The 26,782-nt window shown below is 54.9% G+C and carries 25 protein-coding genes; 16 read left to right on the top strand and 9 right to left on the bottom strand.

Translation table 11 applies throughout. The features are described 5' to 3' along the window. Positions 1-94 precede the first annotated feature (94 nt). A complete protein-coding gene (locus K1718_RS18245) occupies positions 95-1,306 on the bottom strand; it encodes an aminotransferase class V-fold PLP-dependent enzyme (protein ID WP_265681291.1) in 1,212 nt (403 codons plus the stop codon). Between the two features lie 53 nt (positions 1,307-1,359). On the opposite strand from K1718_RS18245, the gene K1718_RS18240 reads away from it, so the two are divergent. Next, entirely contained in the window at positions 1,360-1,950 is a 591-nt protein-coding gene (locus K1718_RS18240) for a gamma-glutamylcyclotransferase family protein (protein ID WP_265681292.1), read from the top strand. Positions 1,951-1,982: 32 nt separating this feature from the next. Here the strand turns inward: K1718_RS18240 and K1718_RS18235 are convergent, their stop codons facing one another. Further along, a complete protein-coding gene (locus K1718_RS18235; protein ID WP_152502306.1) occupies positions 1,983-2,714 on the bottom strand; it encodes a VIT1/CCC1 transporter family protein in 732 nt (243 codons plus the stop codon). 274 nt (positions 2,715-2,988) lie between these two features. Between K1718_RS18235 and K1718_RS18230 the strand changes: the two genes are divergently transcribed. The 6 genes from K1718_RS18230 (at position 2,989) to gltX (ending at position 10,424) form a co-directional block, all read left to right on the top strand. Then, positions 2,989-4,371, top strand: coding sequence for a class II 3-deoxy-7-phosphoheptulonate synthase (locus K1718_RS18230; RefSeq protein ID WP_265682531.1), 1,383 nt, complete (start codon positions 2,989-2,991; stop codon positions 4,369-4,371). A gap of 247 nt (positions 4,372-4,618) precedes the next feature. Then, on the top strand, positions 4,619-5,170 hold the full coding sequence (locus tag K1718_RS18225) for a response regulator (RefSeq protein WP_152502305.1): 552 nt from the start codon (positions 4,619-4,621) through the stop codon (positions 5,168-5,170). 177 nt (positions 5,171-5,347) lie between these two features. Beyond that, positions 5,348-5,746, top strand: a complete 399-nt coding sequence (locus tag K1718_RS18220; RefSeq protein ID WP_265681293.1) for a GFA family protein — start codon at positions 5,348-5,350, stop codon at positions 5,744-5,746. Between the two features lie 213 nt (positions 5,747-5,959). Continuing rightward, positions 5,960-7,627 (top strand): NAD+ synthase, encoded by a 1,668-nt coding sequence (locus tag K1718_RS18215; protein ID WP_265682533.1) that lies wholly within the window; start codon positions 5,960-5,962, stop codon positions 7,625-7,627. Positions 7,628-7,661: 34 nt separating this feature from the next. Next, positions 7,662-8,879, top strand: coding sequence for an MFS transporter (locus K1718_RS18210; protein ID WP_265681294.1), 1,218 nt, complete (start codon positions 7,662-7,664; stop codon positions 8,877-8,879). Between the two features lie 183 nt (positions 8,880-9,062). Beyond that, the gene (gltX, locus tag K1718_RS18205) at positions 9,063-10,424 is read left to right on the top strand and encodes a glutamate--tRNA ligase (RefSeq protein ID WP_265681295.1); all 1,362 of its coding nucleotides are present in this window, start codon (positions 9,063-9,065) and stop codon (positions 10,422-10,424) included. Here gltX and K1718_RS18200 read toward each other — a convergent pair. Both K1718_RS18200 and K1718_RS18195 read right to left on the bottom strand, forming a co-directional pair. After that, positions 10,387-11,727 carry a DUF2865 domain-containing protein gene (locus K1718_RS18200; RefSeq protein WP_265681296.1) on the bottom strand — a complete coding sequence of 447 codons (1,341 nt, stop codon included), beginning with the start codon at positions 11,725-11,727 and terminating at the stop codon, positions 10,387-10,389. The two genes, gltX and K1718_RS18200, sit on opposite strands and share 38 nt — an antisense overlap. A 134-nt stretch (positions 11,728-11,861) precedes the next feature. Then, positions 11,862-12,362: a MarR family winged helix-turn-helix transcriptional regulator gene (locus K1718_RS18195; RefSeq protein WP_265681297.1), complete on the bottom strand. Its 501-nt coding sequence runs from the start codon at positions 12,360-12,362 to the stop codon at positions 11,862-11,864. Positions 12,363-12,732: 370 nt separating this feature from the next. Here K1718_RS18195 and K1718_RS18190 point away from each other — a divergent pair, with 370 nt between their 5' ends. Then, positions 12,733-13,989, top strand: a complete 1,257-nt coding sequence (locus tag K1718_RS18190) for an MBL fold metallo-hydrolase (RefSeq protein WP_265681298.1) — start codon at positions 12,733-12,735, stop codon at positions 13,987-13,989. 130 nt (positions 13,990-14,119) lie between these two features. Next, the gene (locus K1718_RS18185) at positions 14,120-14,635 is read left to right on the top strand and encodes a CreA family protein (RefSeq protein ID WP_152502299.1); all 516 of its coding nucleotides are present in this window, start codon (positions 14,120-14,122) and stop codon (positions 14,633-14,635) included. Positions 14,636-14,663: 28 nt separating this feature from the next. On the opposite strand, the gene K1718_RS18180 is transcribed toward K1718_RS18185, so the two are convergent. The 3 genes from K1718_RS18180 to K1718_RS18170 form a co-directional block, all read right to left on the bottom strand. Beyond that, positions 14,664-15,005 (bottom strand): ArsR/SmtB family transcription factor, encoded by a 342-nt coding sequence (locus K1718_RS18180; protein ID WP_265681299.1) that lies wholly within the window; start codon positions 15,003-15,005, stop codon positions 14,664-14,666. A 69-nt stretch (positions 15,006-15,074) separates the two neighbouring features. Beyond that, positions 15,075-15,263: a sugar transporter gene (locus K1718_RS18175; protein ID WP_152502297.1), complete on the bottom strand. Its 189-nt coding sequence runs from the start codon at positions 15,261-15,263 to the stop codon at positions 15,075-15,077. Positions 15,264-15,402: 139 nt separating this feature from the next. After that, positions 15,403-17,067 (bottom strand): L,D-transpeptidase family protein, encoded by a 1,665-nt coding sequence (locus K1718_RS18170; RefSeq protein ID WP_265681300.1) that lies wholly within the window; start codon positions 17,065-17,067, stop codon positions 15,403-15,405. Between the two features lie 277 nt (positions 17,068-17,344). Here K1718_RS18170 and cysS point away from each other — a divergent pair, with 277 nt between their 5' ends. From cysS to rarD, 5 genes are read left to right on the top strand one after another with little or no spacing between them, the layout of a single operon-like run. Next, positions 17,345-18,760, top strand: a complete 1,416-nt coding sequence (gene cysS / locus K1718_RS18165; RefSeq protein ID WP_265681301.1) for a cysteine--tRNA ligase — start codon at positions 17,345-17,347, stop codon at positions 18,758-18,760. Further along, entirely contained in the window at positions 18,757-19,254 is a 498-nt protein-coding gene (locus tag K1718_RS18160; RefSeq protein WP_265681302.1) for a GFA family protein, read from the top strand. Before cysS ends, K1718_RS18160 begins: the two co-directional genes overlap by 4 nt. After that, the gene (locus K1718_RS18155) at positions 19,251-19,745 is read left to right on the top strand and encodes a GFA family protein (protein WP_265681303.1); all 495 of its coding nucleotides are present in this window, start codon (positions 19,251-19,253) and stop codon (positions 19,743-19,745) included. The genes K1718_RS18160 and K1718_RS18155 overlap by 4 nt, the downstream gene beginning before the upstream one ends. Positions 19,746-19,777: 32 nt before the next feature. Further along, positions 19,778-21,376: a citramalate synthase gene (gene cimA, locus K1718_RS18150; RefSeq protein ID WP_265681304.1), complete on the top strand. Its 1,599-nt coding sequence runs from the start codon at positions 19,778-19,780 to the stop codon at positions 21,374-21,376. 36 nt (positions 21,377-21,412) lie between these two features. Beyond that, positions 21,413-22,324 carry an EamA family transporter RarD gene (gene rarD / locus K1718_RS18145; RefSeq protein ID WP_152502293.1) on the top strand — a complete coding sequence of 304 codons (912 nt, stop codon included), beginning with the start codon at positions 21,413-21,415 and terminating at the stop codon, positions 22,322-22,324. A 23-nt stretch (positions 22,325-22,347) separates the two neighbouring features. Here the strand turns inward: rarD and K1718_RS18140 are convergent, their stop codons facing one another. Further along, positions 22,348-23,601, bottom strand: coding sequence for a GGDEF domain-containing response regulator (locus tag K1718_RS18140; RefSeq protein WP_265681305.1), 1,254 nt, complete (start codon positions 23,599-23,601; stop codon positions 22,348-22,350). Between the two features lie 123 nt (positions 23,602-23,724). Then, positions 23,725-24,360, bottom strand: a complete 636-nt coding sequence (locus K1718_RS18135) for an LOG family protein (protein WP_247649258.1) — start codon at positions 24,358-24,360, stop codon at positions 23,725-23,727. Between the two features lie 198 nt (positions 24,361-24,558). Here K1718_RS18135 and K1718_RS18130 point away from each other — a divergent pair, with 198 nt between their 5' ends. Together K1718_RS18130 and K1718_RS18125 are read left to right on the top strand one after the other, a co-directional pair. After that, positions 24,559-26,220, top strand: a complete 1,662-nt coding sequence (locus K1718_RS18130) for a LysM peptidoglycan-binding domain-containing protein (RefSeq protein ID WP_265681306.1) — start codon at positions 24,559-24,561, stop codon at positions 26,218-26,220. Positions 26,221-26,358: 138 nt separating this feature from the next. Beyond that, on the top strand, positions 26,359-26,754 hold the full coding sequence (locus K1718_RS18125) for an ArsR/SmtB family transcription factor (protein WP_265681307.1): 396 nt from the start codon (positions 26,359-26,361) through the stop codon (positions 26,752-26,754). Positions 26,755-26,782 lie beyond the last annotated feature (28 nt).

Below are 26,782 nucleotides of genomic sequence, written 5' to 3'. Positions count from 1 at the left end.
CATTTTTGCGTTTGCCAAGCAAAGGCAGGTCACCTGTTACGTTAAAAACGAAACAACACTAGCCTCCAAGACTTAAAACTGTCTGCCCTTGAGGTTATTTTCTGGGAGACTTCTCCCCAATTCTTCGAAGAGCCTTAACAAAGAGTTCGATTTCATCTTCAGTATTATAAGCATGCAGGGAGGCGCGCACGACCGAATCCAGCCCTCGTTCGGGCAGGTCTATGCGTGCCGAACTCGCGGTGCTGACCGAGACGTTGATCGATGATTCAGACAGTCGGGATTTGGTTTGCTCCGCTGGTTCGCCTTCAAGCGTGAAGGTCACAATACCGCCCTTTCTGGCGCCTTTGTCATGGAGGTTGGACCCGGTGATGCCTTTAAGTTCAGAGCGCAATTGTGCGCCTAAAGCACAGATGCGATTGCCAATACGCTCCATGCCGAACCCAATGGCATATGTGGTGGCAACTCCCAGACCGATTTGCCCTGCGACATATCTTTCCCAGGTTTCGAACCTTCGAGCACCAGGTACGAGCCGGTACGTTTTTTCGTCGATCCATTCAGCCGATTGCAGGTCGACGAAAGGTGGGTCGAGTTGATCAAGCACCTGGTCGCTGACGTAGAGAAATCCTGTGCCTCGAGGCCCTCGCAGATACTTTCGACCGGTACCGGACAACATCTGACATCCGATTTCACTGACGCTGAGCGGTATCTGGCCAGCCGACTGGCACGCGTCCAGCAGATACAGGACACCGGCCTTGCGCGCGATCTCGCCAACGTCTTCGGCTGGATTGATCAGGCCGGAAAAGGTCGGGATATGAGTCAAAGCGATCAACCGGGTTCTCGGCGTGATGGCAGACTGAAGCTGCTTGAGGTCGATCTGCCCGTCTGCGTCATCTTCTACAATGTCGATCTTGATACCTTTGCGGCGCTTCATCTGGAGAAAGGCAACGTAGTTGGACACATATTCCGCACGCCCGGTCACGATGCGATCGCCTTCCCGGAAGTCTATGGCATAAAAGGCCATGTCCCAGGCGCGGGTTGCGTTTTCGACATAGGCAATTTCATGCGGCTTGCTGCCGATCAGCGCGGCAAGTGCCGTATAAAAACCGTCAAGTTCAGCCTTTGCCGAAGCCGCAGCTTCATAGCCACCGATCTTAGCCTCAAGGTCGAGATGCTGTTTGACAGCATGCAGCGAAGTTTGCAGGGCCAGACCCGTACCGGCATTGTTAAAGTGGATCAGCTGGCCTACACCGGGTGTGTCTGCCCGCAAGAGCTCGACATCTTGTTGAGACAGGGAAGGGACAATCATGGCAACCCTCATGCAGCACTAAGAGTAATCTGTAGACTCAAGACCGGTTCATCATGACAATCACTTATTTTGGTTATGGCTCTCTCGTCAATGTTGACACCATTCCCGCTGCAATGGAGGTGACGCCTGGTCGTCTGAGCGGCTGGGTCCGCGAATGGCGGGTTTGCGGCATTGGTGAAGACGGCCAAGGTCGATGTGCCTTGAGCGTTCGCAAAAAGGAAGGTAGCGAAATCTGGGGCGTAATGGCGCGTGAGGCAAAAGCGGGCCTAGCTCAACTGGAGCATCGCGAACGCCGCTACGAAAAGGTCGAGGCAATCGGAACCGCTTTTGCCTGTGAGGCAAAGAACGAGCCTGGCCCTGCCGATCTTTTTCTCTTCAAGGCGACACCGGAGCATCTGAGGTGGGGGAACGACACTCATCCCATTCTGCAGAGCTACCTGGATTGTGTGCTGGCAGGCTACTACGGGATCTGGGGTGAAGAGGGGATCGACCACTTCCTGGAAACGACTGACGGATGGCAGGCCCCTGTGCTCTACGACCGGCACAAACCGCATTATCCGCGTAGCATCCGGCTTGAGAAGGACCTTGCGCTTCTCGTGGACGAGAAGCTGACCAACAAGGGCGTTGAATATATGCAGTCCTGAAACGGGCCTGTTAAACACCTTATGCGCCCGGCCTAGCCAAGCCAGGTCTGCAGACCATGACCTGCAAGGTAGGCGATACCAGCCGCCAACATGCCGATTGCCATTGTTTCCACTCCACAGGACATCCAGTGCCTTTGAGACCACTTCGCCCGGAAAGACCCGATCGCGAAGAAAGCTATCGCCGTTAGGATCGTTGCTGAAACGGCATCGGCTGGAAACGGCAGGACAAAGGGAACCAGCGGGATCGAACCAAAGAGAACAAACGCCGCAAAGGTATAAAGGGCTGCCTTGAGCGGGTTGCGCATGGCGTCCGACATTCCGTATTCGGCCTGCATCATGGTTTCGATCCATGTGGTCCGGTTTGAGGAGATTAGTCGCACGATCTCTTCAAGGTCATCACCGGAAAACCCCTTGCCGGAAAAGATCTGTCGCAGTTCTTCCCTTTCACCGTCCGGTTCAAACTCGATGTGTTTTTCCTCGATGGCTTTCAAGCGCTGAAAGTCCTCGTTTTCGGACTTGGAACCACTGTAATTGGCAGCGGCCATGGAAAACCCGTCTGCAAGCAGATTTGCAATTCCAAGGATAAGGATGACTTTCGTTGAGAGGTTCGCGCCAACGGATCCGGCAACGATTGCAAAGGTCGTTACGGCACCATCAATCCCGCCATAGATCCAATCCCGCAAATAGCTGGTGTCTGGACCGGCTGCGAGGCGGACGGAGATATCTGAGGGCCGGTGGCTGTGTTCGAGACTTGGCTGCGGCATGGAAGTGTCCTGAATTTTGCTCAGGTTCTGCGCTATTTGGGTGCCGCGCCATGATCCGCCTCAAGGCTCGCGATAATTCAGGCCAGGATTTCTTGGAAAATCGAACCGGAATTCCATTGAAATTTGGCGGAATGCCCTGTGGCATAATCGGCACTTGGCGTGTATAAGGCCGCACGTTTGCACGATTTGGGCAAGCGAAAACGAACGAATTTGTCGTGGACTGTCAGGTTGGCCAAATGGAAAGAACCTGCAGGTCCAATGAGGAGTAGGAATGATGGCGGAGAAGTGGAGCCCGGACAGCTGGAGATCGAAGCCGATCTTGCAGGTGCCGGAATACCCGGATCAAGAGGCTTTGGCGGATGTTGAACAGCGCCTGTCGACTTATCCGCCGCTCGTTTTTGCAGGTGAAGCGCGTGCACTGAAGCAACAGCTCGCAGATGTCGCGGCCGGTAATGGTTTTCTTCTTCAGGGCGGAGACTGTGCGGAGAGCTTTGCTGAGCATCATCCAGATCACATCCGTGACTTCTTCCGCGTTTTTCTGCAGATGGCAGTTGTTCTGACCTATGCCGCCGCTCAACCTGTCGTGAAGGTTGGACGTATTGCAGGACAGTTCGCAAAGCCGCGCTCGTCGAATATCGAGAAGAAGAACGACATAGAGTTGCCGAGCTACCGTGGAGATATCATCAACGATATCAACTTCACGTCCGAAAGCCGGATCCCGGACCCGACGCGTATGGCCATGGCCTACCGGCAGTCAGCTGCTACGCTGAATTTGCTGCGCGCATTCGCGCAGGGTGGCTTTGCCAACCTGGATCAAGTGCACCAATGGACGCTGGGCTTTGTCTCCGACAGTCCGCAAGGGCACCGTTACAAGGAATTGGCTGACCGGATTGCGGAATCGCTCGCGTTCATTCGCGCTTGCGGTATCAGCGGCGATACGGTTCCTCAAATGCGTGGAACGGATTTCTTCACCAGTCATGAGGCTCTGCTGCTTGGTTACGAAGAAGCGCTGACCCGTGTCGATTCCACATCTGGCGATTGGTACGCAACATCCGGTCACATGATCTGGATTGGTGACAGGACCCGCCAGCCGGATCATGCCCATGTGGAATTCTTCCGCGGCATCAAAAATCCGATTGGCCTGAAATGCGGCCCGTCCCTGACGCCGGATGGATTGCTGGAACTGATCGACGTTCTGAACCCGGACAATGAACCTGGCCGTCTCACGCTGATCGCCCGCTTCGGTGCCGACAAGGTGTTCGACCACCTGCCTCAGCTGGTGCGGGCAGTGGAACGCGAAGGCAAATCCGTTGTCTGGTCGTGTGACCCGATGCACGGCAACACTGTGTCCGCTGGCGGCTACAAAACCCGTCCATTCGACCGGATTCTGAAAGAGGTGGAAGCGTTCTTTGCTGTTCACCGCGCTGAAGGCACCCACGCAGGCGGTGTCCATGTCGAGATGACAGGCCGGAATGTGACCGAGTGTACCGGCGGAGCAAGAGCGTTGACCGAAGAACAGCTTGGCGATCGCTATCACACACATTGCGACCCGCGGCTGAATGCTGATCAGGCTCTGGAATTGGCTTTCCTCATTGCGGAAAACCTGAAGAAGGAACGCGACGACAAGCAAGCCGAACCGATGGCGGCAAGCGCCTGATCGGACCTGTTCCTTAACGCAACGTTATCAAGAGGCGGCTTCGGCCGCCTCTTTTCGTTTCCAAAGCACAAAAAACGCGGCAGGGCACAGATTTGGTAAGCCTCATTTAACGCTCCAGGGGCATACCTGCATTTGAGGCGTTTCTCTCGTTGCCACGTTCCGGCGAGGAGACAGGGCGCTTCAGGGATTGAGTACAACCGGGTGGATTTTGATTGCCGGTTGGGTTGATTGTCGAGTTGTGGGGGAGATGGCTTTGCGCGAACGGTGGGATCTTTCAAAGATTTCCTGTCTGATTGCTGAAGACAATGCCCACATGCGTGCAATCATGCGTTCAATCCTGACTGGGTTTGGAATTCGCGCCACCTTCGAAGCAAGTGACGGTGCAGAGGCCTTGGAACTGGTCGTGGATCGGAAGCCCGACATTGTTCTGTGCGATTGGGTCATGTGCCCCTTTGGCGGCAATGAATTTTTGCGCATCCTGAGAGGTGACAGAGATCCGCTCATCAGCACAACACCGGTTTTGATTGTGACCGCCCATGCCAAACGCGCTACGATCCTGGAGGCGGTTGGTATCGGTATTCATGGATTTGTTGCCAAGCCGGTTTCACCCGCCGTTCTGTACAATCATATTGGCGAAACACTGGAACGCCAGGATCTGAACGGTCGATCCAAAGGAGTTCTTGGACCGGGTCACCAAAAACTCCATCGGAAACTCAATCTGTCAGATACTCCTGAAGCCGAAGCGCCGCCGGCACAGCCCTATGAGGATTTTGACGCCTCTGGCTTGGCACTGCTTTAAGCAGAAACCGACATCCTTTCCTCACATAGCAAAACGCAACCATCTTCTCGCAATCACCTCGTATTAGGTTCGAGAAATCCGGTGCCAACGGAGCATGCGTTCTTGCGCTGAGTTCCGGAAAATCTACATCCGAATGTAGCCCCTGGAGTTTGATATGGGCCGGAAAGGAAAAAGTAGATGGCAAGGGCAATTGTGTATACCGGGGGCTGCCTGTGCGGCAATATCCGTTTCAAAGTCACTGGTCCGGCCTTGAACCCTCATACCTGTTCTTGCCAAATGTGCCGCAAGCACACTGGAGCTCTCACCGCGGCGTGGGTCGAATTTCCAAGTAAGGCAGTCGCTTGGACAGGACCGGGTGGTCAACCGGCCACGTATCGATCATCAGAGATTTCTTCCCGGGCATTTTGCCAAAAGTGCGGCAGCACATTAGGTGCTATCGATGACGCGCCGACAATAGCTCTGCTCCTCGGGGCCTTTGACAAACCCGCCAAACAAGACCTCGTTCCAACCGGCCATTCGTTTCGAAGCGGTCGGCCGAAATGGTGGTGTGTCGAAATCAAGACCGATCAGACGTGACGCGAGCAAGCCAAGAGGCCTGCGGAAAACGTCATTCTCTTTGTTTCACGCCGAGGATGCAAAGGTCAGAACTCTTTCAATGCATCTGCAAGAGTGATCTGCTTGTCGGACGTCTCAGGACCAAAGAACATATAAAGGTTCGCGAGATCAGATAGACAGGTGGCGTTCTTCAGGCTACATCTTGGGTGAATGACACTTCCTGGCATTGCTCCCATGATATCTGATCGTTTTAGACTGGCTGTCGCGCAGCTGAACCCGACCGTTGGCGATGTGGCCGGAAATACGGACCTTGTTCGAAAGGCTCGAGCCGAGGCCGCTGCAAACAAGGCGGATATCGTTCTGACCTCCGAGTTGGTTCTTGCCGGTTATTTGCCTGAAGACCTTGTGTTGAAGCCTGCATTTGTCAGCCGGTGCATGGAATCTGCGGAGGCGCTGGCAAAGGAAACAGCTGACGGTGGGCCAGCGCTTGTGGTTGGTACACCCTGGAGAGCTGACGACGGTAAGGTTTACAACGCAGTCGCGCTTCTGGATGCGGGTGAAATCAAGGCCGTCCGTTACAAGTACGACCTGCCGAACTATAGCGTTTTTGACGAAAAACGCGTCTTCGCAGCAGGTCCATTGCCGGGCCCGGTCGATTTTAGAGGTGTTCGCATCGGCTTGCCGATCTGTGAAGATATCTGGAACGACGAAGTCTGCGAATGCCTCGAAGAAACGGGCGCTGAGCTTTTGATGGTGCCAAACGGGTCTCCATATTGGGAGAATCGTGCCGAAGAGCGTATGCAGGTAGTCGTTGCCCGCGTTGTCGAGACTAATTTGCCACTGATCTATTGCAATCAACTCGGTGGGCAGGACGAACTTGTTTTCGACGGCGGATCTTTTGCTTTGGCGGCGGACAGAAGTCTTGCGTTTCAAATGCCACAGTTTGAACCCGGCATCGGCATCAGCGACTGGACGAGGACCGGTAACACCTGGGCTTGTGAAAAAGGCGAATTTGCCAAATTGCCGGATCTGGATGAGGCCAATTGGCGTGCCTGCGTGATGGGTCTTGGTGACTACGTGAACAAGAATGGCTTCCCGGGCGTCGTTCTGGGACTGTCAGGCGGTATTGATTCCGCCATTTGTGCAGCCATGGCGGTGGATGCGCTGGGGGCTGACAGGGTGCACGCGATCATGCTGCCTTATCGGTATACGTCCGAGGAAAGCATCGAGGACGCAGCCGCATGTGCCAAAGCACTTGGCATCCGCTATGACACCGTCCCGATTGCAGAACCCGTGGAAGGGTTCACGTCTGCTCTTTCCGGCCTTTTCAGCGGAACCCGTGAAGACACGACAGAAGAAAATCTACAGTCACGGGCGCGTGGCGTCATCTTGATGGCCGTCTCCAACAAATTCGGCAACATGGTCATGACGACTGGAAACAAGTCGGAAATGTCGGTCGGCTATGCGACCCTTTATGGCGACATGAATGGCGGCTACAATCCGATCAAGGACCTTTATAAAACGCAGGTTTATCATTTGTCGGCCTGGCGCAATGCGCACCTGCCGAAAGGGCTGCAGGGCCCCGGCGGGGAGGTCATTCCCTCCAATATCATCACCAAGGTTCCAACCGCTGAACTTCGTGAAAACCAGACCGATCAGGATTCCTTGCCGCCTTATGACGTCCTGGATGACATTCTGGAGTGTCTGGTCGAAGAGGAAATGTCTGTTAGCGACATTGAAAAACGCGGTCATGACAGAGCGTTGATCCACCGGATCGAGCACTTGCTTTATATCGCCGAATACAAACGGCGTCAGGCGCCTCCCGGCGTCAAGATCACGGAGCGGAATTTCGGCAAGGACCGCCGCTACCCAATTACCAACAGGTTCCGGGACCGCACCTGAGGCCGGTTCCGCACCTTTCTGCCTGGCAGGCTTCATGAGCTATTTCAGTTTCCTGCGTGACAACGCGCGTTGGCTCTCGGCTTCCTATTTGCTGGCTGTGTTTTCCGGTTTTGGGCAGACGTTTTTCATTTCCCTGTCAGCCGGTTCCTTGCGGGAAGAATTCAGTCTCAGCCACGGTGACATCGGTCTTTTGTACATGTTTGCAACATTGGGCAGTGCTCTGACACTGCCTTATGTGGGCAAGAGCCTCGATCATTTCCCGGTTCAGCGGATTGCCGCCGTCGTGATGGTTGGTCTTGCGCTTTTTTGTGTCCTGATGGCCAACACAGCGACTGTCTGGATGATCTTTGTTGCGTTCTACGGGCTTCGCCTTTGCGGGCAGGGAATGATGACGCACACGGCGATCACAGCGTCGGGACGCTGGTTCTCCGCACAAAGAGGCAGGGCTGTTTCAATCGCCACGATGGGGTTCCCGACGGCAGAAGCGCTCTTTCCGATCTGTTTTGTTGCCTTGAGCGGTCTGTTCGGTTGGCGCGGTGCATGGACTGTTTCCGCGCTCGTGCTGATCGTAGTGTCCATGCCGGTGATACTGACACTGCTTGCAAAGGACAGAGTGCCGAGCGCCAAGGAAGTTGCCGAAAAGGGGCCGGAAGGGCGGCAGTGGACACGGCCTGAAGTCCTTCGCGATCTCAGGTTTTGGTTGGTTTCTTTCGGTGTCAACGCACCCGCGTTTATTGGCACGGCAATTTTCTTTCACCAGGTCTATCTAGTGGAGCTGCGTGGCTGGTCTCTTGAGGTGTTCGCCAGTGCCTTCGTCATCATGGCTTTGGGCGTTGTCTGCGCGGCGCTCGTCATCGGTCCGCTGATAGACCGCTATTCCGCACGCCAGCTTTTGCCATTCACGCTTATGCCGCTGACAATTGCCTGTGCTGTGCTTGCGTTCTTTCATGCGCCAGCAGCAGCCTTTGTCTTTTTGGGTCTGGTCGGGATCTCCAACGGCTTCAACGGCACGTTGGTAGGGGCACTATGGCCCGAAGTCTATGGAACCACTCACATGGGTGCGATCAGGTCTGTGGCGTTCGCCTTTATGGTGTTTGCATCGGCTGCCGGTCCCGGGCTGATGGGATGGTTGATCGATCGAGGGATTTCCTTCGATCTGCAGATCATGGCGGCAGGGCTCTACTGCATAGTCTTTTGCGGTGTTCTGGCCACCATGGCGAAGGCCTACCGGCCGGAGCGCAGGGCGATCTAAACTTGATGGGCCAAAGAACCTCAACGGCCTTCTGGAGCGGTCCTGTGATCGGTTCAACAAAGCAAATCTTGCACGAAAGTTGCGGATTTGGTTGCCACAACACGATGCGGCAAGGGCCTCATTTATGTGGCTTGCACCAGTTAGGGGTTGCCGCCGGGAAGCTGCCAAGTTAACTCAGTCCGCATGACTGTAACTGTTCGTTTTGCGCCGTCCCCGACGGGCCACATTCACATCGGCAACAGCCGTCCCGCCCTTTACAATTGGCTCTTTGCCCAAAAGATGGGTGGCCAGTTCATACTGCGATTTGACGATACCGATACGGTGCGATCAAAGCAGGAATATGCGGAGTCGATCGAAAAGGACCTTCGGTGGCTCGGTATAGATCCGGACCGCATCGAGCGGCAATCCGATCGCCTGTCGACCTATGATGTTTCTGCGCAAACGCTGAAAGACGCGGGCCTACTCTATCCCTGTTACGAAACTCCAGACGAGCTGGAACGCAGGCGTTCGCGGCAGCGCGCGCTTGGAAGACCGCCGGTTTATGACCGTTCTGGACTGAAACAGAGTGCTGAAGAACGGGCAGCCCTGGAAGCGGAAGGACGCAAGCCGCACTGGCGCTTCCTGTTGCCAAATTACGATGGTGACCCGTTCTCAACCAAGCGGACCGATGTTGCCTGGAAGGACTTGTGCAGAGGTGACCAGGCTGTTGATCTTGCATCCATGTCCGATCCGGTTCTGATCCGTGCAGACGGCTCTTACCTTTATACGTTCACATCCATTGTCGACGATATCGAAATGGGCGTCTCTCACATACTCAGAGGCGAGGACCATATCTCGAACACTGCCGTTCAGATTGCGATTTTCAGGGCTTTGAAAGCCGAACCACCAATATTCGGTCACCACAATCTATTGACCACGCAGGATGGGGAAGGCCTGTCCAAGCGAAAAGGTGCACTCTCTATCGGGTCTTTGCGGGAAGAGGGCCTGGAACCAATGGCAGTGGCCTCTCTTGCTGTTCTGACCGGCACCAGCCAAGCCGTTGAACCGGTCCCGACAATGGAAGTGCTTGTTGAGAAGTTCGATCTTACCAGTGTGTCTAAGTCTTCTGCGAAATTCGATCCCGAGGAGCTAAAGGGACTGAATGCCAGACTGGTCCATGAGCTGCCGTTTGAGGCTGTGAAGGATCGATTGGTAAACCTGGGTATTCGCCCAAGCGCGGTCTTTTGGGAAACTGTGCGCGGAAACTGTGAAACTGTTGGGGATGCCCGTCACTATTGGCAGGTCGTTGTCGGTCCCGTTGAAAGCCGGGTCGAAGACGATGATGCTGAATTCGTTGCGAAAGCGAAGGAGTTCTTGCCGGACGGCGACATCACGGAAGACAGCTGGGGCGCATGGACGTCAGCCCTGAAGGCGGAAACGGGCCGAAAGGGGCGTGGACTTTTTATGCCGCTCCGCCGCGTGCTGACGGGGATGGATCACGGTCCAGACATGAAGGCATTGCTGCCGCTTATTGGGCGACAAAATATTCTGGACCGACTACCCTGACAGCTTCCTTGCGACTGTCCTGAACCGGCCTGAAACCGTCGTCATGTGTTCTGAACACAGGCGACGTGCCGTCATCTTCATCGTCTTCGCCCAAACGGGCCCGGATGGAGAGCACCGGCAGCCCGTCTTTGGTTTGGATGGCGTTGGCCAGTTGCTCGCCAGCCGTGCCTTGTGCGTCAGACAGACGGTTTAGAGAAACGGTGACGTCAAAGCCCTTTTCCAGATTGAAAAGCGTATCCGGATCCTCAAAGCGAGGCAGGTGGGCTCTGCGCAGCGGCGTACGGGCAAGCGGAGAGGGGGCGTTTGCGTCTTCCTCATAGGTTCCGCCACGGCTCGGCTGTAAGGTACGGCGTGGAAGACCCGCACTGATGTCGGACAAAAATATGCGGTTGCCAGACCCGGTAGACAACTCTGTCCAGGAAGATGGCGTTTTGGCTTGTCCGGTCGCACGGCAACTGCAGCCCTCGACATATTCGGACTTGTAACGGTAGGCAAAAGGCTGTTCGGCATAAAGATCGCCGGCCAATGACATCATTTGCGCCTGATCGCCGCCCGGGTTTCGGTAGACGTAAAGTTCGGTTTCGGCCGCAGGACAGATCTCAGAGCATCGGGCCTGATCATTCACAAACTGGTTCTTTCCTGTCGAAAAACTGACCGGAAAGAAATAACCGTCGCAGGTTCGCACACACAACGTCCGGAATGTGCCGCCGGTTGGAATGCGCGAGCGGCTCAAGTTGGTGCTCGCTTTGCGGCGCACGGCACGGATGTCACGGTCGCCCGAATGGGCCGCGACAGGTTCTGCTCGTGTCTGTGGATTGAACAAACGCGAAAACAGGTTCCTGGGCTTGTTTTCACCAGCATTCGTATTTCTGTTGGCTTCGCGAGAATTGGCGGGTCGATTGCACTTGGTGAGTGCGGCCTTGATTTGCCGAATGCGTTTTGTGTTCTTCACCGAACCACCACCGGACCTGGACAGTTGCCTTTCGATCTTGGCCAGGTTGGATTTCATACGTTTGATCTTGCTGTTCAAACCAGCGCAATTGGGGTTGTTGCCCCGGGCGCAGTTGAAATATCGGGCATCGCGTTCGGCTGCGGAAATTGCACTTTGCTGTTGCTGCTTCGCCGCGCTCCATTTCCGTGCGGCAGCGCTCTGGTTGCCCGAGCCGGACTCCAGACGCCGCAGTTCCGATTTCAGGCTTGCGCAACTGGCGGCTATTGCATCATGTGCTGGCAGGACGAAGGCTGCGCACACAATCAGCGTGCGCAAAACGTTTCCGGACTTGGCGTTTCGGCAAAGTCTCATGACCCATCCCCAGCAGCGTTCAACCTCACGCCGTGTCAGCTATTGCCTACGGCAACACTATTGCTGCAACACCAATCAATAGCAACGAAAGCTCTCACGTTAGGTTAATGCTTGAGACGGTTTTTGATCGATCCTCAGTCCATTGAAGTTGGATCGGCAGCGAGCGCGAGCCGGTCGAGAATATCCTCAAGCATCGCTTTCTGGTCCGCAGTCAGCGCATCTAGGAGACCTTTTGAATAGGAAAGTGCTTTGGGGACGATGTCTTCATAAAGTGCCAACCCCTTTTTGCTCAATTGCAATGGGTGTTCCCTTTGGTCGCCGCTGCTTCGGTTGCGTTCCAGGAAGCCTTTTTCCGCAAGCGCGGAAACGGCCCTGCTGACCTTGGTCTTGTGCATTGAGGTTTCGCGGCCGATATCCCGGGCCGCCATGGATCCGTGTTCGCCCAGTGTGGCAAGCACGCGCCATTCGGGGATTCCGATCCCATACTTGTCCGCATAAATCTTCGAAAAGGATCGACTGACCGTCTCGGCAAGGTGATTGAGACGATAAGGCATAAACTGACGCAGCTTCAGAACCGGGTGATCCTCATCAGGTGAAGCCGGATCATGCTGCGGTTGCTTTGATTGGTCTGACATGATCGCGATATCGCCCTGCGAAATTCGTTAAGCCTGTTTTGCGGCCAGAATTGGTCTGCCGTGATCCGGCCATTTTCTGTGTCTAGCAAGTATAATCAATTGAAGTTTTCGGCAAAGACAGTCGAAGCTTCTTCAGAAAATTACAAGTTGCGTAAGCAAGTGTGGCGGAGAGCTTGCGCGAACGAAGTGAAAATGCGGCAAATGCGTGGAGCTATCTGTTGATAAAGAGGGAATAGTTAAGGATTCGGTGGGGGCGAAATTGCGAATCAGAGACGTAAGCTGAGACGCTACAGTCAATAGTTAAAGCGCATGATCGGATGCGGGAAGTCCGCAAGCGCCGACACTCAGCTGGCAGGAAAGCGAGGCCGCTATGGTGGAAATCAGGAACCCTTCCGAGGCTGTTCCGGGGAACAATGACCGGTTCGAAGAGCTCGGAAAAGGCTGCTATGCATTTAGCGCCGACGGTTGTTCCAACACGGGTGTGATCATTGGTGAACGCGGTGTTCTTGTCGTGGACCCACAGGCGACACCTGCACTTGCCGAGAAGGTACTTCAGAAAATTCGGGAGCTGACGGACAAGCCTATCAAGCAGGTTGTTCTGACCCATTTTCACGCCGATAGCACGCTTGGGGCAACAGCTTTCGAGCCGGCGGATGTTGTTGCATCCGACCTGACAAGACGTATGATCGATACGCGGGGATCAGATGATATCCGCGTATTGCGCGACCGCGACGCTGCTCTGTTTTCAGACTTGCCAAAAGACAGCACGGTCATCCAACCCAGTATGACGATTGCGTCTTCAATGACGATCGACCTTGGCGGTATGGAAGTTCGCCTTATGCATCTTGGCCGCGGTCATACCATGGGCGACATGGTCGCCTGGGTCCCGCAGAGTTCAGTCATTTTTGCAGGCGATTTGGTCCAGAAAACAAGCGTGCCGTATTGCGGGGATGCCCACCTGACGGATTGGCCACGTGCGCTCGATCGTGTGACGGCGTTCCGACCGAATGCACTGATGCCCGGACGAGGAAAATCTGCCAAGGGTGGTCCTGCTGTTGCAACCGCCGTAGAAATGACGAGGGATTTCGTTATAACACTTCGCGATGCAGCGTCCGCATGCGTTGAGCAAAGCCTGGGCCTTCGGGACACATATCTCGCCGTCAAAGACGCGCTGGCGCCTCAGTTCGGGTCGCGTGAGAACTTTGAGTTTCACCTGCCATTCAATGTTGCGCGCGCCTATGACGAGGCGTTGGGGCTCGATCAGCCGCAAATCTGGACACTTGAGCGTTGTGCGGATCTGGTCGATGCTTTGGGTGGCACGCAACCGGCAGAGGGTGCCGCTGCTTCCGATGAGCAGGCGACGGCCACTGAGCAGTCTGATGCTGCTGACGAGGATCAGACCACCGAACGGCCTTTGGAAGACCAAGCAGCCGAAGAGGGGCAGTCCGAGCTTGTGACCGACAATGAGTTTGCGGCGTCTCTGGTTCTTGAAGCTGCCGAAGACACCGATGGCGAAGATCTGGACCTTTCTGCGGACGACATTGTTGAAGAAAACGATGAGGCACCAGCTGTCTCACAGCAAGGCGATGGCGAAAACCAGGAAAAGGTTCTGGAAAACGTGCGCTGATACCGGCAAGAGAAATAGTCTCATTGAGTGTGACGCGCGCTTGGCCAAGCGCGCGTTTTCTCTGTTTAGCGCTTGATCATGTTTGTGAGACACCCACATGTGAGGCGTTCCTAGGATCTGGAGAATATCAATGCGTTTTTTGACAGCCGCCGCGTTTGCACTTGCCGTTTGTGTCTACGGCGCGGGCTCGGCGTTCGCTGACGACGACCCCGATTTGATCTTCAAGAAATCGACCGTCTGGAAATTTCTGACCCCGGATCACAAGCTTGCGACCTATGCAATCGACGATCCTTTGGTGGATGGCGTTGCCTGCCACTTCACGGTGCCGGAGAAGGGCGGCGTGTCAGGCTGGCTGGGTGTTGCGGAAGAGGTTTCCGATGTTTCTCTGGCCTGTCGTCAGGTTGGACCGGTAACGATCAAGGAAAACTTCGAGCAGGGCGAGGAAATGTTCCGTCAGCGTCGATCATTCATGTTCAAGAAGATGCGTATCGTTCGAGGGTGTGACACAAAGAGAAACGTTCTGGTCTATCTGGTCTACTCAGACAAGCTGATTGAAGGCAGCCCGAAAAATTCCACATCGACGGTGCCGCTCATGCCCTGGGGGGATCAAACGCCGCCAAACTGCGGTGATTACCTGAACGACTGACATTGACAACAGTTGGCTTTGGCGCGGATCAGTCTGCGTCAAGCGTTTCAAGATGCTTGGCGACCGGAAGGTCGGCATCGGCGCAAAAATGCTTGTAGAGCATGGCCATGATGTCTTTGACCGGTTCGCTTGCCAGCCGATAGTAAATCGTAGTGCCTTCGCGCCGGGTGGTTACCAATCCTTGTGTGCGCAGCAAGGCCAGTTGTTGTGAGACCGTTGGCATTCGCAACCCGGTTCTTTCCGCCAACTCGCTGACGCAACGTTCCTCTTCCAGGACCAGGCACATCAGCAGCAGGCGCGGCGCGGATGCCATCATCTTTAGAAATTCCGCCGCAGATTCCGCTTTGTCTTCTAGTGCCTTGTATTCCATGAGATAACCTTGCCAAACAAAGGATCGCACTGCAAGCGAGGAGCTCGGCCAAAGCAGTGCAGGTGCTTTTTATATGCGGCTGGCTACCGTGACAATGATATTGCCGTTGCCGCAACCTGTGCCCGTCATCCAGCACATGCTTTTCTGCTGCATTTCCTGACCGAATGCTTTGGTGCCGTCAGTGATTACAACGATGGCTGCAAATGGGCCGCCAAAAACAATGGCCAGAAAGATGATGACAAAGAGGCGGTTCAACATGGGTATCTCCTGATGGCAATCCGTATCGATTGACTGGAGATTAGGCGTGTGGCCTTGAACCCATGCTGAGTGTCACATTCAGCTACCGTTCAGTTTCGTAAACACTGAATTAGATTTTTCTTTTCAGTGGCTTAAGCGCTTAGAGGTTCTTTGTCATCGCTGTTCGAAGCGCTTCCAGCAGAACCTTGTCGCGGTCGTAGATGTCCTTTCTGAAATGCGTTGACCCGTCTTTGTTCATCCAGGCCGTCAGATAGGTCAGATGCACTTCTATGGGCACCTTCGGCTTGATGACAGTTCGTTTTTCACTGTCTCTCACGGTTTCCCAGTGTCCCGGATTGACGGCGCTGTCGACGAGCAGCACATCGGCTAGTCCGAAGGGGTTGGAGACCCGGATGCAGCCGTGACTGAACGCGCGCTCGGATCGTGAGAACAAGGACTTGGACGGCGTGTCGTGGATATAGATGTTGAACCGGTTCGGGAACATGAACTTGATCCGGCCAAGGGCGTTTCCATCGCCTGGGTCCTGCCGCAGCCGGAATGGAAAGTTGCCGCGCGAATAACCATTCCAGGCAATTTGCGTCGGGGCTATTTCAGTACCATCCCGAAATATTCTGATTTTCTTGCTGGTCAGGGCAGAGGGGTTCTGCTTCAGCTTGGGGAGGTATTCCTTCGTTGCGATGGAATAAGGCACATTCCAGAACGGGTTGATCTCGATATATTCCAGCTGGTCGGAAAAGACCGGCGTTGCGTGATAGGGCTTGCCGACGACCACCCTGGCGGTGTGGATTGTCTTTCCATTGCGCACCACTTTCAGATTCTGGTCGGCGAGGTTTGAAAAGACATAGAACTCGCCAAGATCGTCCCGCATCCAGCGACGGCGCTCCATGTTGAGCTCCATCTGGATCAGCTTTTCCTGAATTGGCGTGTTGAGCCTGGCAAGCGTGTTCTTGCCGATGACGCCATCCGTATCGAGGCCGTGATATTCCTGAAAGGTTTTGACTGCGTCGACCAGCACCCCTTCGTAAAGATCTCCAGTATGCTCTTCAGCGCCGGGAACATCCTCTTCGATCAACCTTTGACGAAGAGCTTCGAGACGAGGGTCAGTCATTCCCGGCTTCAGGACTTCACCATCCGGTATCTGCGTGAAGCCTCCATTTGCGGCTTTTTCCCTGTATTGAGCGAGCCGGCGTTTCAATCGGGCATAATTATCTGACTGGGGCGCAAGGCTCTCCAGAAAAGCGCTGAAGTCGACTGCCTTCTCGGCATTTTCAAAAAGGTTTTTTGAATCCGGTTTGTCCGGAAACAGGTTCAGCGCCTTGTTGATTGCATTGGGCTGCACTCTGCCCGAGGACAAGTGGGTGGCATATCGCAGAAACTGACGGGAAAGGTCCAAGTCGAACGCGGCCCATTCATCTGCAGTCTGAGAGGTTTCAGATCGTTCAATGAGCTCAATAGGGCCGTAATTGTTTGGATTGAGCGCATGGTCATTGGCCTCGGCCATCGCGGCGATGACGAGATGCGCATTCTCGGTCAGCCCGTTTTCGGTGAACCAGACGGGAGCGAACGCACGTTCTCCGTAGTAGAAAAACAGACCACTTTCATCATCATCCACCATGGCGGCCTGGATGGCCTTGGCAATCAGCGTTTGAGGATCAAGCATCTGAGGCTGCGGGACAATCTGCGTCTCTTCGGTTGCCGGTGCCTCGGCATTTGCAAGAGCCTCTTGAACGCCGTGCGGCAAGCCCAGTCCCAGAACCAATATCAGGACTTTGAAGTCAAATCGAAATGATGAAAAGCTTTCCAAAGGAATACCCCCTCTGATTCCCGGTAGGTTCAGTCTAAAACAAGTCAGGTGATGCGCCAACGTCACGGTAGTCACGTTTTGGAGGTCCGCGATATTTGCTGCCTTGACCGGCTCGCGATTTCCGGTCCATAAAGCTGGCCATGATGACGGCCACACGGAACATCATTTCGATCACCATTATTTGCAGCTAGCGACACCGCTGGCTGTGGCCGTTCCCTCTTGGCAAAAATTCCTCTGAGACGGATCGCCCGGCCAGCCGGCCAGGAGACCGTTTGACATGAGCGCCGCTGAAACAGCGATATCCGGCACTTTCAAGGGCTTGAAGCTCACCAATACATTGACGCGCCAGAAGGAGGACTTCCGGGCGATCGATGACGGCAACGTGCGGCTCTATGTCTGTGGCCCGACGGTTTACGACTTCGCTCATATCGGCAACGCGCGTCCGGCCATCGTGTTCGACGTGCTTTATCGTCTGCTGCGCCATCTGTATGGCGAGAACCATGTCACATATGTCCGCAACATCACCGACGTGGATGACAAGATCAACGCCAGGGCACTGCGGGACTATCCCGATCTACCCTTGAACGAAGCCATCGCGAAGGTGACAAAGAAAACAACGGATCAGTATCACAAGGATATTGAGGCGCTCTGCGTTCTTGAACCCACCTTTGAGCCTCGCGCCACCGAGCATATCGACGGAATGGTCGAAATGATCGGCGTTCTGATCGACAAGGGTCACGCCTATCAGGCCGGTGGTGAAGTCCTGTTTGATACGTCTTCAATGGACGGTTATGGCGGCCTCTCCAAGCGCAAGCTGGACGAACAGATGGCTGGTGCCCGCATCGCCGTTGATGAGCACAAGAAGAACCCGGGCGACTTCGTTCTCTGGAAACTGTCCAGCGAGGAAGAGCCTGGCTGGGAGAGCCCTTGGGGCAGGGGGCGGCCTGGCTGGCATATCGAATGCTCTGTGATGAGCGAGCATCACCTGGGCAAGGTCTTCGACATTCATGGTGGCGGTCTAGACCTGATCTTCCCCCACCACGAAAACGAGATCGCACAGTCATGCTGCGCGCATGGCACTGAGCTGATGGCCAACTACTGGATGCACAATGGCTTCCTTCAGGTCGAAGGTCGCAAGATGTCCAAATCGGAAGGAAACTTCTTCACAATCCAGGAACTTCTGGAAACGGAGAGTTTTGGCGACCGAACTTGGCCGGGTGAAGTTCTGCGTCTTGCCATGCTGATGACCAATTACCGCGAGCCGATCGATTTCTCGAAACGTAAGCTCGAGGAAGCTGAGAACCTGTTGTCCAAGTGGCCAGAGCCTGTCGAGACGGATGCTCTACCTGCCGCAGAGGTTGTCGATGCACTGCTGGACGATCTGAATACGGCCTCTGCCATTCAGGCCCTTCATGTGCTTGCGCAGGAAGCCTCAAAGGATCCTGAAAAACTGCAGGTATATTCTGCCTCTGCGGTCCTGCTTGGTGTTTCGCCGGTCAAGGTTGATCTCTCTGGAATTGATGAAACCTCAATCCTGTCTTCCATAAGTCGTCGTTTGGAGGCGCTAAACGCCAAAAACTGGGCAGAAGCCGACCAGATACGCGATGAACTGACGTCTCAGGGAATTCTTCTAAAGGATTCAAAAGACTCAGAAACAGGCGAACGGGTCACGACCTGGGAGGTTAAGCGGTGAGCGTGGTTGAACAGCGTTCTTTGACCGGCGGGTGCCAGTGCGGAGCTGTGCGTTATCGTGTCACTGGTAAAGTCGACTATCCGCATCTGTGCCACTGCCGAATGTGCCAAAAAGCGTCGGGCAATTTCTTTCTGCCTTTGATCGGGGCAGAGAAAAAGGATTTCGAATGGACCCGGGGAGAACCGACCTGGTTTCATTCGTCCAAGCCTGTCCGGCGCGCGTTTTGCAGCACCTGCGGCACTCCGCTAGCCTTTGATACAGTCGGAGATACTGTCATTTCCTTTACCCATGGCAGCCTGGACGATGTCGGGGCCATCACACCTGTTGAGCAATCCGGAGTGGAGGGGCGCGTTCCCTTCTATGACAAACTCTTCGCGCTCACTGAAACGTGGTCAAATCGCGACGATCTCCCTGGGGGCATAAGCGACGTCGCGTCGACCAATTGCCAGCATCCGGATCATGACACCACACACTGGCCGGAGGAACATCCATGACCGGGTACAGCGGTGGTTGCCAATGCGGTGCGGTTCGATTTCGCGTTACCAGCAAGCTGGGCAAGGCGTCGATTTGTCATTGCCGCATGTGTCAAAAGGCTTTCGGTGGTCTCTATGGTCCACTCGTCAGCGTGCTGGATGAAAAGGACCTCAGCTGGACGCGGCAGGAACCGAAACGGTTCCAGAGCTCAAACGCGGTGAAACGTGGGTTTTGTAGTGAATGTGGTACGCCTCTGACTTATGAAGCCCCCGATGGCATCGCGTTGGCGATTGGTGCATTTGATGACCCGAGCGCAATAGCGCCCGTCATTCAATACGGGATCGAGGGCAAATTGCCGTTCACGGACCATATGGCGGACATTCCGGCGCGCTCGACTGAAGATGATTTTGAGGCACTTGCCTTTCTGGCCTCGATTGTTTCGAACCAACACCCTGATCACGACACTGAGACCTGGCCGCCGGTTAAGTCCGGACAAACGGAAAACACATAATAAGCAGCGAACGCGCTGGGTAGGAAATGCATATGACCAAGGATCGCCTTTATCTATTCGACACAACATTGCGTGACGGCGCGCAGACGAGCGGGATTGATTTTTCGGTCAACGAAAAGATTGTAATTGCCGGACTTCTTGAACGCCTCGGTGTCGACTATCTGGAAGGCGGTTATCCGGGGGCCAATCCGACCGACACAGAATTCTTCAGCGAAAAGCGCACGGAAAAGGCGATTTTTACAGCGTTTGGTATGACCAAGCGGGCAGGTCGTTCCGCTGCCAATGACCCGGGTCTGCAGCAGATCCTGTCGTCAAAGTCAGACGCATGCTGCTTTGTCGCCAAGGCCTGGGACTATCACGTCAAGATTGCACTTGGGTGCACCAATGAGGAAAACCTGGATTCGATCCATGAAACAGTGACCGCTGCAGTGGCCGCCGGAAAAGAGGCCATGATCGACTGCGAGCACTTTTTCGATGGATACAAGGCCAACCCGGACTATGCTGTCGACTGCGCCCGGACCGCTTATCAAGCCGGTGCCCGTTGGATAGTGCTCTGCGACACCAATGGCGGCACGCTGCCGGACGAGATCTACGATATCGTGACACGTGTTCAGGAAGTCGTGCCGGGTTCACACCTCGGCATCCACACCCATGATGACACGGGCCACGCCGTTGCCAATTCGCTGGCGGCCGTTGATGCGGGCGTCCGTCAGGTTCAGGGTACGCTCAATGGGCTTGGAGAACGCTGCGGCAACGCAAATCTGATCACTCTGATCCCGACTTTGAAGCTCAAGCCCGCTTTCAATGAGCGTTTTGAACTAGGTGTCAACGATGATCAGTTGAAGGACATTACGGCGATCTCTCATGCCTTTGACGAGATCCTGAACCGGTCCCCGGATCGTCAGGCTCCTTATGTCGGTGAAACGGCATTTGCCACGAAGGCCGGTATCCACGCGTCTGCTATTTTGAAAGATCCGCAGACCTATGAACATGTTGCGCCTGAAAATGTTGGTAACCAGCGTCGCGTTCTGGTGTCTGACCAGGCTGGCAAAAGCAATTTGCTTGGAGAACTTAGTCGGGTCGGCATTGAAGTCGACAAGGCCGACCCAAAGCTTGATCGGCTGCTTGCACTGGTCAAGGAACGGGAAGCGGAAGGCTACGCTTATGAGGCAGCGGATGCTTCCTTCGAACTTCTGGCCCGGCGCGAACTTGGAGAAGTCCCGCGCTTTTTTGACGTGAATTCCTTCCGGGTGATGGTCGAACGCCGCTTCAACGCCATCGGCGATCTGGTCACGGTGTCGGAAGCGGTCGTCAAAGTGGATGTTGAAGGTGAAACCCGCATGTCGGTGGCGGAAGGAAACGGTCCGGTCAATGCACTCGACATGGCTCTGCGCAAAGATCTCGGCAAGTATCAGTCGGACATTGCAGGTCTGGAGCTGATTGATTACAAGGTGAGGATCCTCAATGGTGGAACGGGCGCTGTAACGCGCGTTCTCATTGAAAGCCATGATACCAAATCCCACCGCCGCTGGTTCACGATCGGTGTTTCTTCAAACATTGTCGACGCTTCTTTCCAGGCTCTGGTCGACTCCATCACATTCGCGCTTTTGAAGGCAAACGGGTCTGACTAAGCACCGTCCGCGGGAAAGCGCCAGAAAGGCAATCTGATGTCGCAGACGGTGTCTGACGCCGAAGCGCATGCGGAGTTCCGCAGGGGACTGATGTTCGGTTTCGCAGCTTATGGCATGTGGGGGTTTTTTCCCGCTTACTACAAGCTGACCGACACGGTTCCAGCCGACATAGTTGTCTCCCACCGCATCCTCTGGTCGGTTCTGTTCGTTGGGCTGTATTTGTACCTGCGGGGCCGTTGGCCTGAAGTGCGCGAGGTCTTCAGACAACCCAATGTGCTAAAGGGCCTGTGCGCCTCGGCAAGCTTTATTGCTGTCAACTGGCTCGTGTTCGTGTGGGCGATTGCCAACGAACAGGTGCTCGACGTTTCACTTGGGTATTTCATCAATCCCCTTGTGAGCATTGTCGTCGGCCTGGTGGTGCTGCATGAGCGCCTGTCGATAGGGCAGGGCATTGCGGTCGGGATTGCTGCCCTTGCTGTGTTGATGCAGGCAGTGCTTGCCGGCGGATTGCCCTGGGTGTCCCTGGTACTGGCTTTTTCCTTTGCCGGCTATGGCTATGTCCGCAAAGTGACGCCCGTTAAGGCGACGCCGGGAATGTTCGTCGAAACACTTTTGCTGATGCCGCTGGCAAGCCTCTATGTAATTTTGTGCATCAGTTGGGGTGAAGATGCCTTGGTGCTGAATGATTTGCCGGTTCTCCTGGCACTCGCCGGGACTGGTATCGTCACCGCTTTGCCGCTGATCTTCTTTTCTTCTGCGGCGCGGCGTTTGCCGCTCTTCATGCTTGGCTTGATGCAATATATGGCACCTTCCATGCACTTTCTGATGGCGGTCTATGTCTGGGGCGAACCCCTCGACCCAACAAAGCTGATGGCTTTTGCACTTATTTGGCTGGCGCTCGTGGTCTTCACGTTTGACAGTTGGCATCGCTACAGAAAGGCGCATTGAGAGAAGGCCAGACTGGTTTTCGCTTAGTCTGCGGCTACCAGCTGGCCGCGTCCGGTTCTTTTGGCCGTGTAAAGTCTTAAATCAGCGGTTTTGAGGGCCGTATCGAACTTGTCCTCTTCAAGCACGGACGCCCCGATGCTTGTTTGAATGTTGTGTTCCTGACCATCGAATTTGACGGGTGAGGCTTGAAGGGTTTCAAGCAATCCCTGCAGACTTTGAGCGACCTCGTCCTCCGACCTGTTGCAATAGACTATGCAGAATTCATCTCCTCCCAGTCTGGCAACAATGTCGTTTTCTTTGGTCAGTCCGGCCAGGTGCCTTGCAAAGCTCTTGAGGACCGCGTCCCCGAAATCGTGGCCGAGCGTATCATTTATGTCCTTGAAGGAATCCAGATCCAGCAAAGCCAGCCAGTGGTTGCGGCCTTCGGTTACAGCCCAGCCCTTCATGACCTTTGCCGTCTCGTCGAGAAGATAGCGCCGATTGTATAGTCCTGTCAGAGCATCACGCATTGCCATGTTGTTCAGTTCTTCAATGCGATAAATGTAGTCCAGGTTCTGCGATACTCTGAGAAGCAGTTCCTCCGGCGAACAGTTTTTGTCGACAAAGTCCGCGGCACCATACTTCAAAAACCGAACCCGATTGTCCGGGTTTGCAAAGGAGGACATGCCGATGACGCCAACCTTTTCAGCGTCGTGCAATCGCCTGCAGGCTTTCAAAAAGGCAAATCCATCTTTGTCCGGCATGAAATAGTCGGCCAGCACCAGTTTGATATCCGGATTGGCCGCGAGACATTCCAGAGCTTCATCCGTGGAACCGGCCTGATAGACCTTGTAAAGGTGTTTGGAGATTATCTTGGAAATCGCGTCGCGTTCGACTGCAGCATCATCAAGAACCAGAATGCCGATGCTCGGATTCTTCGCGAGTTTGCGGATCAGGTCGGCAACGTAGTTCAGACTGCCCGGTGAATCCTTCAAGACATAGTCGATCACACCCTTTTCCAGCATTTTGCTTCGGGTTTTGGCGTCGAAACGGCTGGTAAAGACGATTGTCGGAATTTTCCATTTTTCACAAAGGTCGACGATCTCGCCATCGGGTGCGTCGGGCAAGGTCAGATCGACCAGGGCAAGATCCGGCTCGCCGATGGGCAGATTAAGGCAGCTCTCGGCTTCCGCATAGTTTCGGGCCACCATGATCTGGTTTCTGCCGACCTCATGCAGTTTTTTAACGATCGCTTTTTCAAAAAACGACGCGTCTTCAACCAAAAGGGTCGTTTGCATGGAGGGACCTACTGCTACCGAATCTTACGAGACGGTACTATTCAATGGCACCAACTGCAATTTATACTGTTGTTGTTTTTTCGGTGACCTAGAGAGAATGAACGTTCTACCTGAGTGCTCTGTTCACAGCTCTCTGACATCCGCCAGGTGATCTGAAACCTGATGCGTAGTGCCGGAGACTTGTTGGCGCAGCAACGGCAAGATGTCTTCTATCTTCTTGGCAACCAGATAAGGGACTTCGGTATCTGGGCGGATGTAGCCTTGAGCACGCATATGGTCCAGCAGTTCCAGAAGCGGCGACCAGAACCCGTTGATGTTTGCAAGGACGACAGGTTTGCGGTGCTGACCAAGCTGGGCCCAGGTCATCATCTCCACGGCCTCCTCCAAGGTGCCGATGCCGCCGGGAAGCGCGATGAACGCATCCGATTTTTCGAACATCAGATGCTTGCGTTCGTGCATGTCGTTGGTGATGACAAGGTCTTCCAGCGTGTCCAGCATCACTTCACGTTTTTCCAGGAACTTCGGAATGATCCCGGTAACGTCGCCGCCGGACTCCAGCGCAGATTTTGCAACCGTGCCCATAAGGCCAACCGAACCGCCGCCGTAGACAAGACGCAGCCCCGCGTCGGCAATAAGTTGACCAAGACGGGTTGCTGCTGCTTCGTGAGTCGGGTCCGAACCAAAGCTGGAACCACAATAAACGCAGACGCTTTTAAGCTGATTTTGAGAAACCGTATTCATGACGCAAAGATGTGGCATTCAGATTGCCATGTGGTCAAGCATTCTGTTTGAAAGGCCTTGGTTCTGAAGCGGGATTTCTTGCCGCGCTTGGAAAGAACAGCTATGCATGAACCCTGACAGGACTTTTCTGACTGTGGTTGAAGCTGCGGGGCCTGTGGCAGGGAACAGACACGGAAATGCCGCGAACAAGAATTCGCGTTTCCGACAGGAAAAAAAATGAACAAGCTGACATTGATCTGGACTTTGATTGTGGGTGTACCGGTCGGGGTTGCTGCGGTCGTGACAGGGTACACTTACAACACGACTGGACGGTTGCCGTTTCAGCAACCTGCAGAGGTTGTATCTGCACCTGCCACGCAGAAATCGGACGAACAATCTGTCTCGTCGCTTCAGCAACCCTCTGCATCAGATGGTCCGGTTGAGACCAAGGCAGCCGAAGAGAGCGTGGAAGTTGAAGGTGGAACACCGCCAAAGGGTCCCAGCTTTGATGTTGTCGGCGTAGAGCCCACAGGTGAAACAGTTGTTGCGGGTCGTTCCGATGCCGGTGCGATTGTCGCGCTCCTGGCCAATGGCAAGGTTGTCGGAACAAGCATTGCAAACGAAGCCGGAGAATGGACAATCATTCTCGATGAACCCTTGAAGCCGGGCGATTATGACGTCGGCCTCGAGGTCCATGACGAGAAAGGTCAGCCCGTCGAGCAATCGACTGAAAGGTTGGCTGTGTCCATTCCTGAAGGCGGAAAGGAACAGCCGCTGGTCGTGTTGAATACGCCGGATGGTCCCTCTGACGTTCTTCAAAAGCCAGCGACGGAAACCGTGGTTGCCGCGGCGCCGCAGTCCAGTGAAAACACGCAAGTTGCTGGCGATGGGGCTTCCGCCGATACGGCCCAGACTCCGCCAGCGGAAACAGCAAAAGCTGCGGCCGAAACGACGGGCGAGGAGGTTGCCGCCAACTCTTCTGAAGTTGCAAAACCAGCCGCCGAGGTTGCCGCTGCTTCGCCCGCTGCACAGGAGACACCGTCGCAGACTGCCGAAGAACAGACTGCTGCTGCATCAGAGGACACAACTCCCGCTCAAGAGGCTGGCGAGGCACAAGTTGTCGCTCAAAGCTCCAATGCACCGAATGGAGAAACATCGGCTGTTGTTGAAAACAGCAATGATGCGACACCCGACGTGACAACTGGGGAAACGCAAACAGCAACTGCTCAGAGAGACAGCCAGGGCACCACCGAGCCGCAAAGTGCAGATGCGAGCAAAGCGGAAAAGGCTCCTGCGGAAACAGGTGTCGCCGCATCAACGGGCCCCGAGCCGTCGTCCGAGGCAGCCCCGACTGTAACTGTGGAAGCGGTTGAGTCCGAAAAAGACAAGGTCTTTGTCGCGGGCACCGGCGAACCCGGGTCATCAGTGCGTGTTTATGTTGGCGACGAATACCAGGGCGAAACGCAGGTCAACTCCAGTGGAAAGTGGCTGGTACAGGGCAGCAAAAATATCGCCGAGGGTGACGTGGAAGTTCGGGCGGACCTGATTGCCGGTGACGGCAGTTCCGTGGATGCCCGTGCAGCGGTGACCTTCGAAAAGGAAGAAGACAAGCAGATCGTCCTGACAAAGGTTGTTGCCACGGGCAGCGGCGACACGGGTGACGGGCAGGGTGCTGAAGTGAAGAAGTCGCTGCCTGTGGTGATCATCCGCAAGGGGGACAACCTTTGGCGGATTTCGCGCAGGCTCTACGGCGATGGTGTTCGCTACACCACGATTTACAAGGCAAACACCGACCAGATCCGCAATCCCGACCTTATTTATCCTGGCCAGGTTTTCTTGACACCTGAGGGAGATCTCAACTGGTCCGATGGATCGGATGACGACGGACGCAACGGATAAGTGGGTCAACTTTAGTCAACGCAAAGAAGGCGGGAGAGGAATGCACTCTCCCGCCTTTTTTCGTTTCCCGTCTTGTTTTTGAATTGATTCATCGCATATTCACGATGGAACACGCGGATGTGAGCCGGGATATGCTCGATGAGCGAAACGGATGTGAAAACCAAAACCTGCCTTGAAGCGTCGCGTGCGTGCTTGCAAAGCTGTGAGGATCTTGCTGGAATTTTTCGCGCGCTGGGGCATCCTGCGCGCCTTGCGATTATCAAGCAGCTTGCTGTTCGCAACGAGGCCTGCTGCGGCGAAATCGTAGATCATCTGCCTCTGGCGCAATCAACCGTATCCCAGCACTTGCAGGTCCTGAAGGATGCCGGCCTGCTGACTTGTGACACCCGTGGCAGAAACTGTCATTACATTTTGGATTGGGACAAGCTTGCACAGGCCGAAAGGTGTTCTCAGGACTTTTGGACGTGCCTCAATGCCGCTCAGCCCGATCAGGGGCAGGTCATCAAGAAACCGGCGACCGCCACCGGCGAATAAATAAAGAACGGTCGCAGCCGCGGCCCGG

This window comes from Roseibium porphyridii (assembly GCF_026191725.2).
Classification (GTDB): domain Bacteria; phylum Pseudomonadota; class Alphaproteobacteria; order Rhizobiales; family Stappiaceae; genus Roseibium; species Roseibium porphyridii.
Note: the sequence above shows the minus strand (reverse complement) of the source record. Positions and strands in the feature narration are given on the sequence as shown.

Coding starts and splice junctions, on each gene's coding strand:
- K1718_RS18230 (WP_265682531.1), top strand. CDS start 2,989: ATGGCGGAGAAGTGGAGCCCGGACAGCTGGAGATCGAAGCCGATCTTG.
- K1718_RS18220 (WP_265681293.1), top strand. CDS start 5,348: ATGGCAAGGGCAATTGTGTATACCGGGGGCTGCCTGTGCGGCAATATC.
- K1718_RS18155 (WP_265681303.1), top strand. CDS start 19,251: ATGACCGGGTACAGCGGTGGTTGCCAATGCGGTGCGGTTCGATTTCGC.
- cimA (WP_265681304.1), top strand. CDS start 19,778: ATGACCAAGGATCGCCTTTATCTATTCGACACAACATTGCGTGACGGC.
- K1718_RS18125 (WP_265681307.1), top strand. CDS start 26,359: ATGAGCGAAACGGATGTGAAAACCAAAACCTGCCTTGAAGCGTCGCGT.
- K1718_RS18215 (WP_265682533.1), top strand. CDS start 5,960: ATGATATCTGATCGTTTTAGACTGGCTGTCGCGCAGCTGAACCCGACC.
- gltX (WP_265681295.1), top strand. CDS start 9,063: ATGACTGTAACTGTTCGTTTTGCGCCGTCCCCGACGGGCCACATTCAC.
- K1718_RS18235 (WP_152502306.1), bottom strand. CDS start 2,714: ATGCCGCAGCCAAGTCTCGAACACAGCCACCGGCCCTCAGATATCTCC.
- K1718_RS18195 (WP_265681297.1), bottom strand. CDS start 12,362: ATGTCAGACCAATCAAAGCAACCGCAGCATGATCCGGCTTCACCTGAT.
- K1718_RS18200 (WP_265681296.1), bottom strand. CDS start 11,727: ATGAGACTTTGCCGAAACGCCAAGTCCGGAAACGTTTTGCGCACGCTG.
- K1718_RS18140 (WP_265681305.1), bottom strand. CDS start 23,601: ATGCAAACGACCCTTTTGGTTGAAGACGCGTCGTTTTTTGAAAAAGCG.
- K1718_RS18180 (WP_265681299.1), bottom strand. CDS start 15,005: ATGGAATACAAGGCACTAGAAGACAAAGCGGAATCTGCGGCGGAATTT.
- K1718_RS18190 (WP_265681298.1), top strand. CDS start 12,733: ATGGTGGAAATCAGGAACCCTTCCGAGGCTGTTCCGGGGAACAATGAC.
- K1718_RS18185 (WP_152502299.1), top strand. CDS start 14,120: ATGCGTTTTTTGACAGCCGCCGCGTTTGCACTTGCCGTTTGTGTCTAC.
- K1718_RS18210 (WP_265681294.1), top strand. CDS start 7,662: ATGAGCTATTTCAGTTTCCTGCGTGACAACGCGCGTTGGCTCTCGGCT.
- K1718_RS18135 (WP_247649258.1), bottom strand. CDS start 24,360: ATGCCACATCTTTGCGTCATGAATACGGTTTCTCAAAATCAGCTTAAA.
- rarD (WP_152502293.1), top strand. CDS start 21,413: ATGTCGCAGACGGTGTCTGACGCCGAAGCGCATGCGGAGTTCCGCAGG.
- K1718_RS18130 (WP_265681306.1), top strand. CDS start 24,559: ATGAACAAGCTGACATTGATCTGGACTTTGATTGTGGGTGTACCGGTC.
- K1718_RS18175 (WP_152502297.1), bottom strand. CDS start 15,263: ATGTTGAACCGCCTCTTTGTCATCATCTTTCTGGCCATTGTTTTTGGC.
- cysS (WP_265681301.1), top strand. CDS start 17,345: ATGAGCGCCGCTGAAACAGCGATATCCGGCACTTTCAAGGGCTTGAAG.
- K1718_RS18245 (WP_265681291.1), bottom strand. CDS start 1,306: ATGATTGTCCCTTCCCTGTCTCAACAAGATGTCGAGCTCTTGCGGGCA.
- K1718_RS18225 (WP_152502305.1), top strand. CDS start 4,619: ATGGCTTTGCGCGAACGGTGGGATCTTTCAAAGATTTCCTGTCTGATT.
- K1718_RS18240 (WP_265681292.1), top strand. CDS start 1,360: ATGACAATCACTTATTTTGGTTATGGCTCTCTCGTCAATGTTGACACC.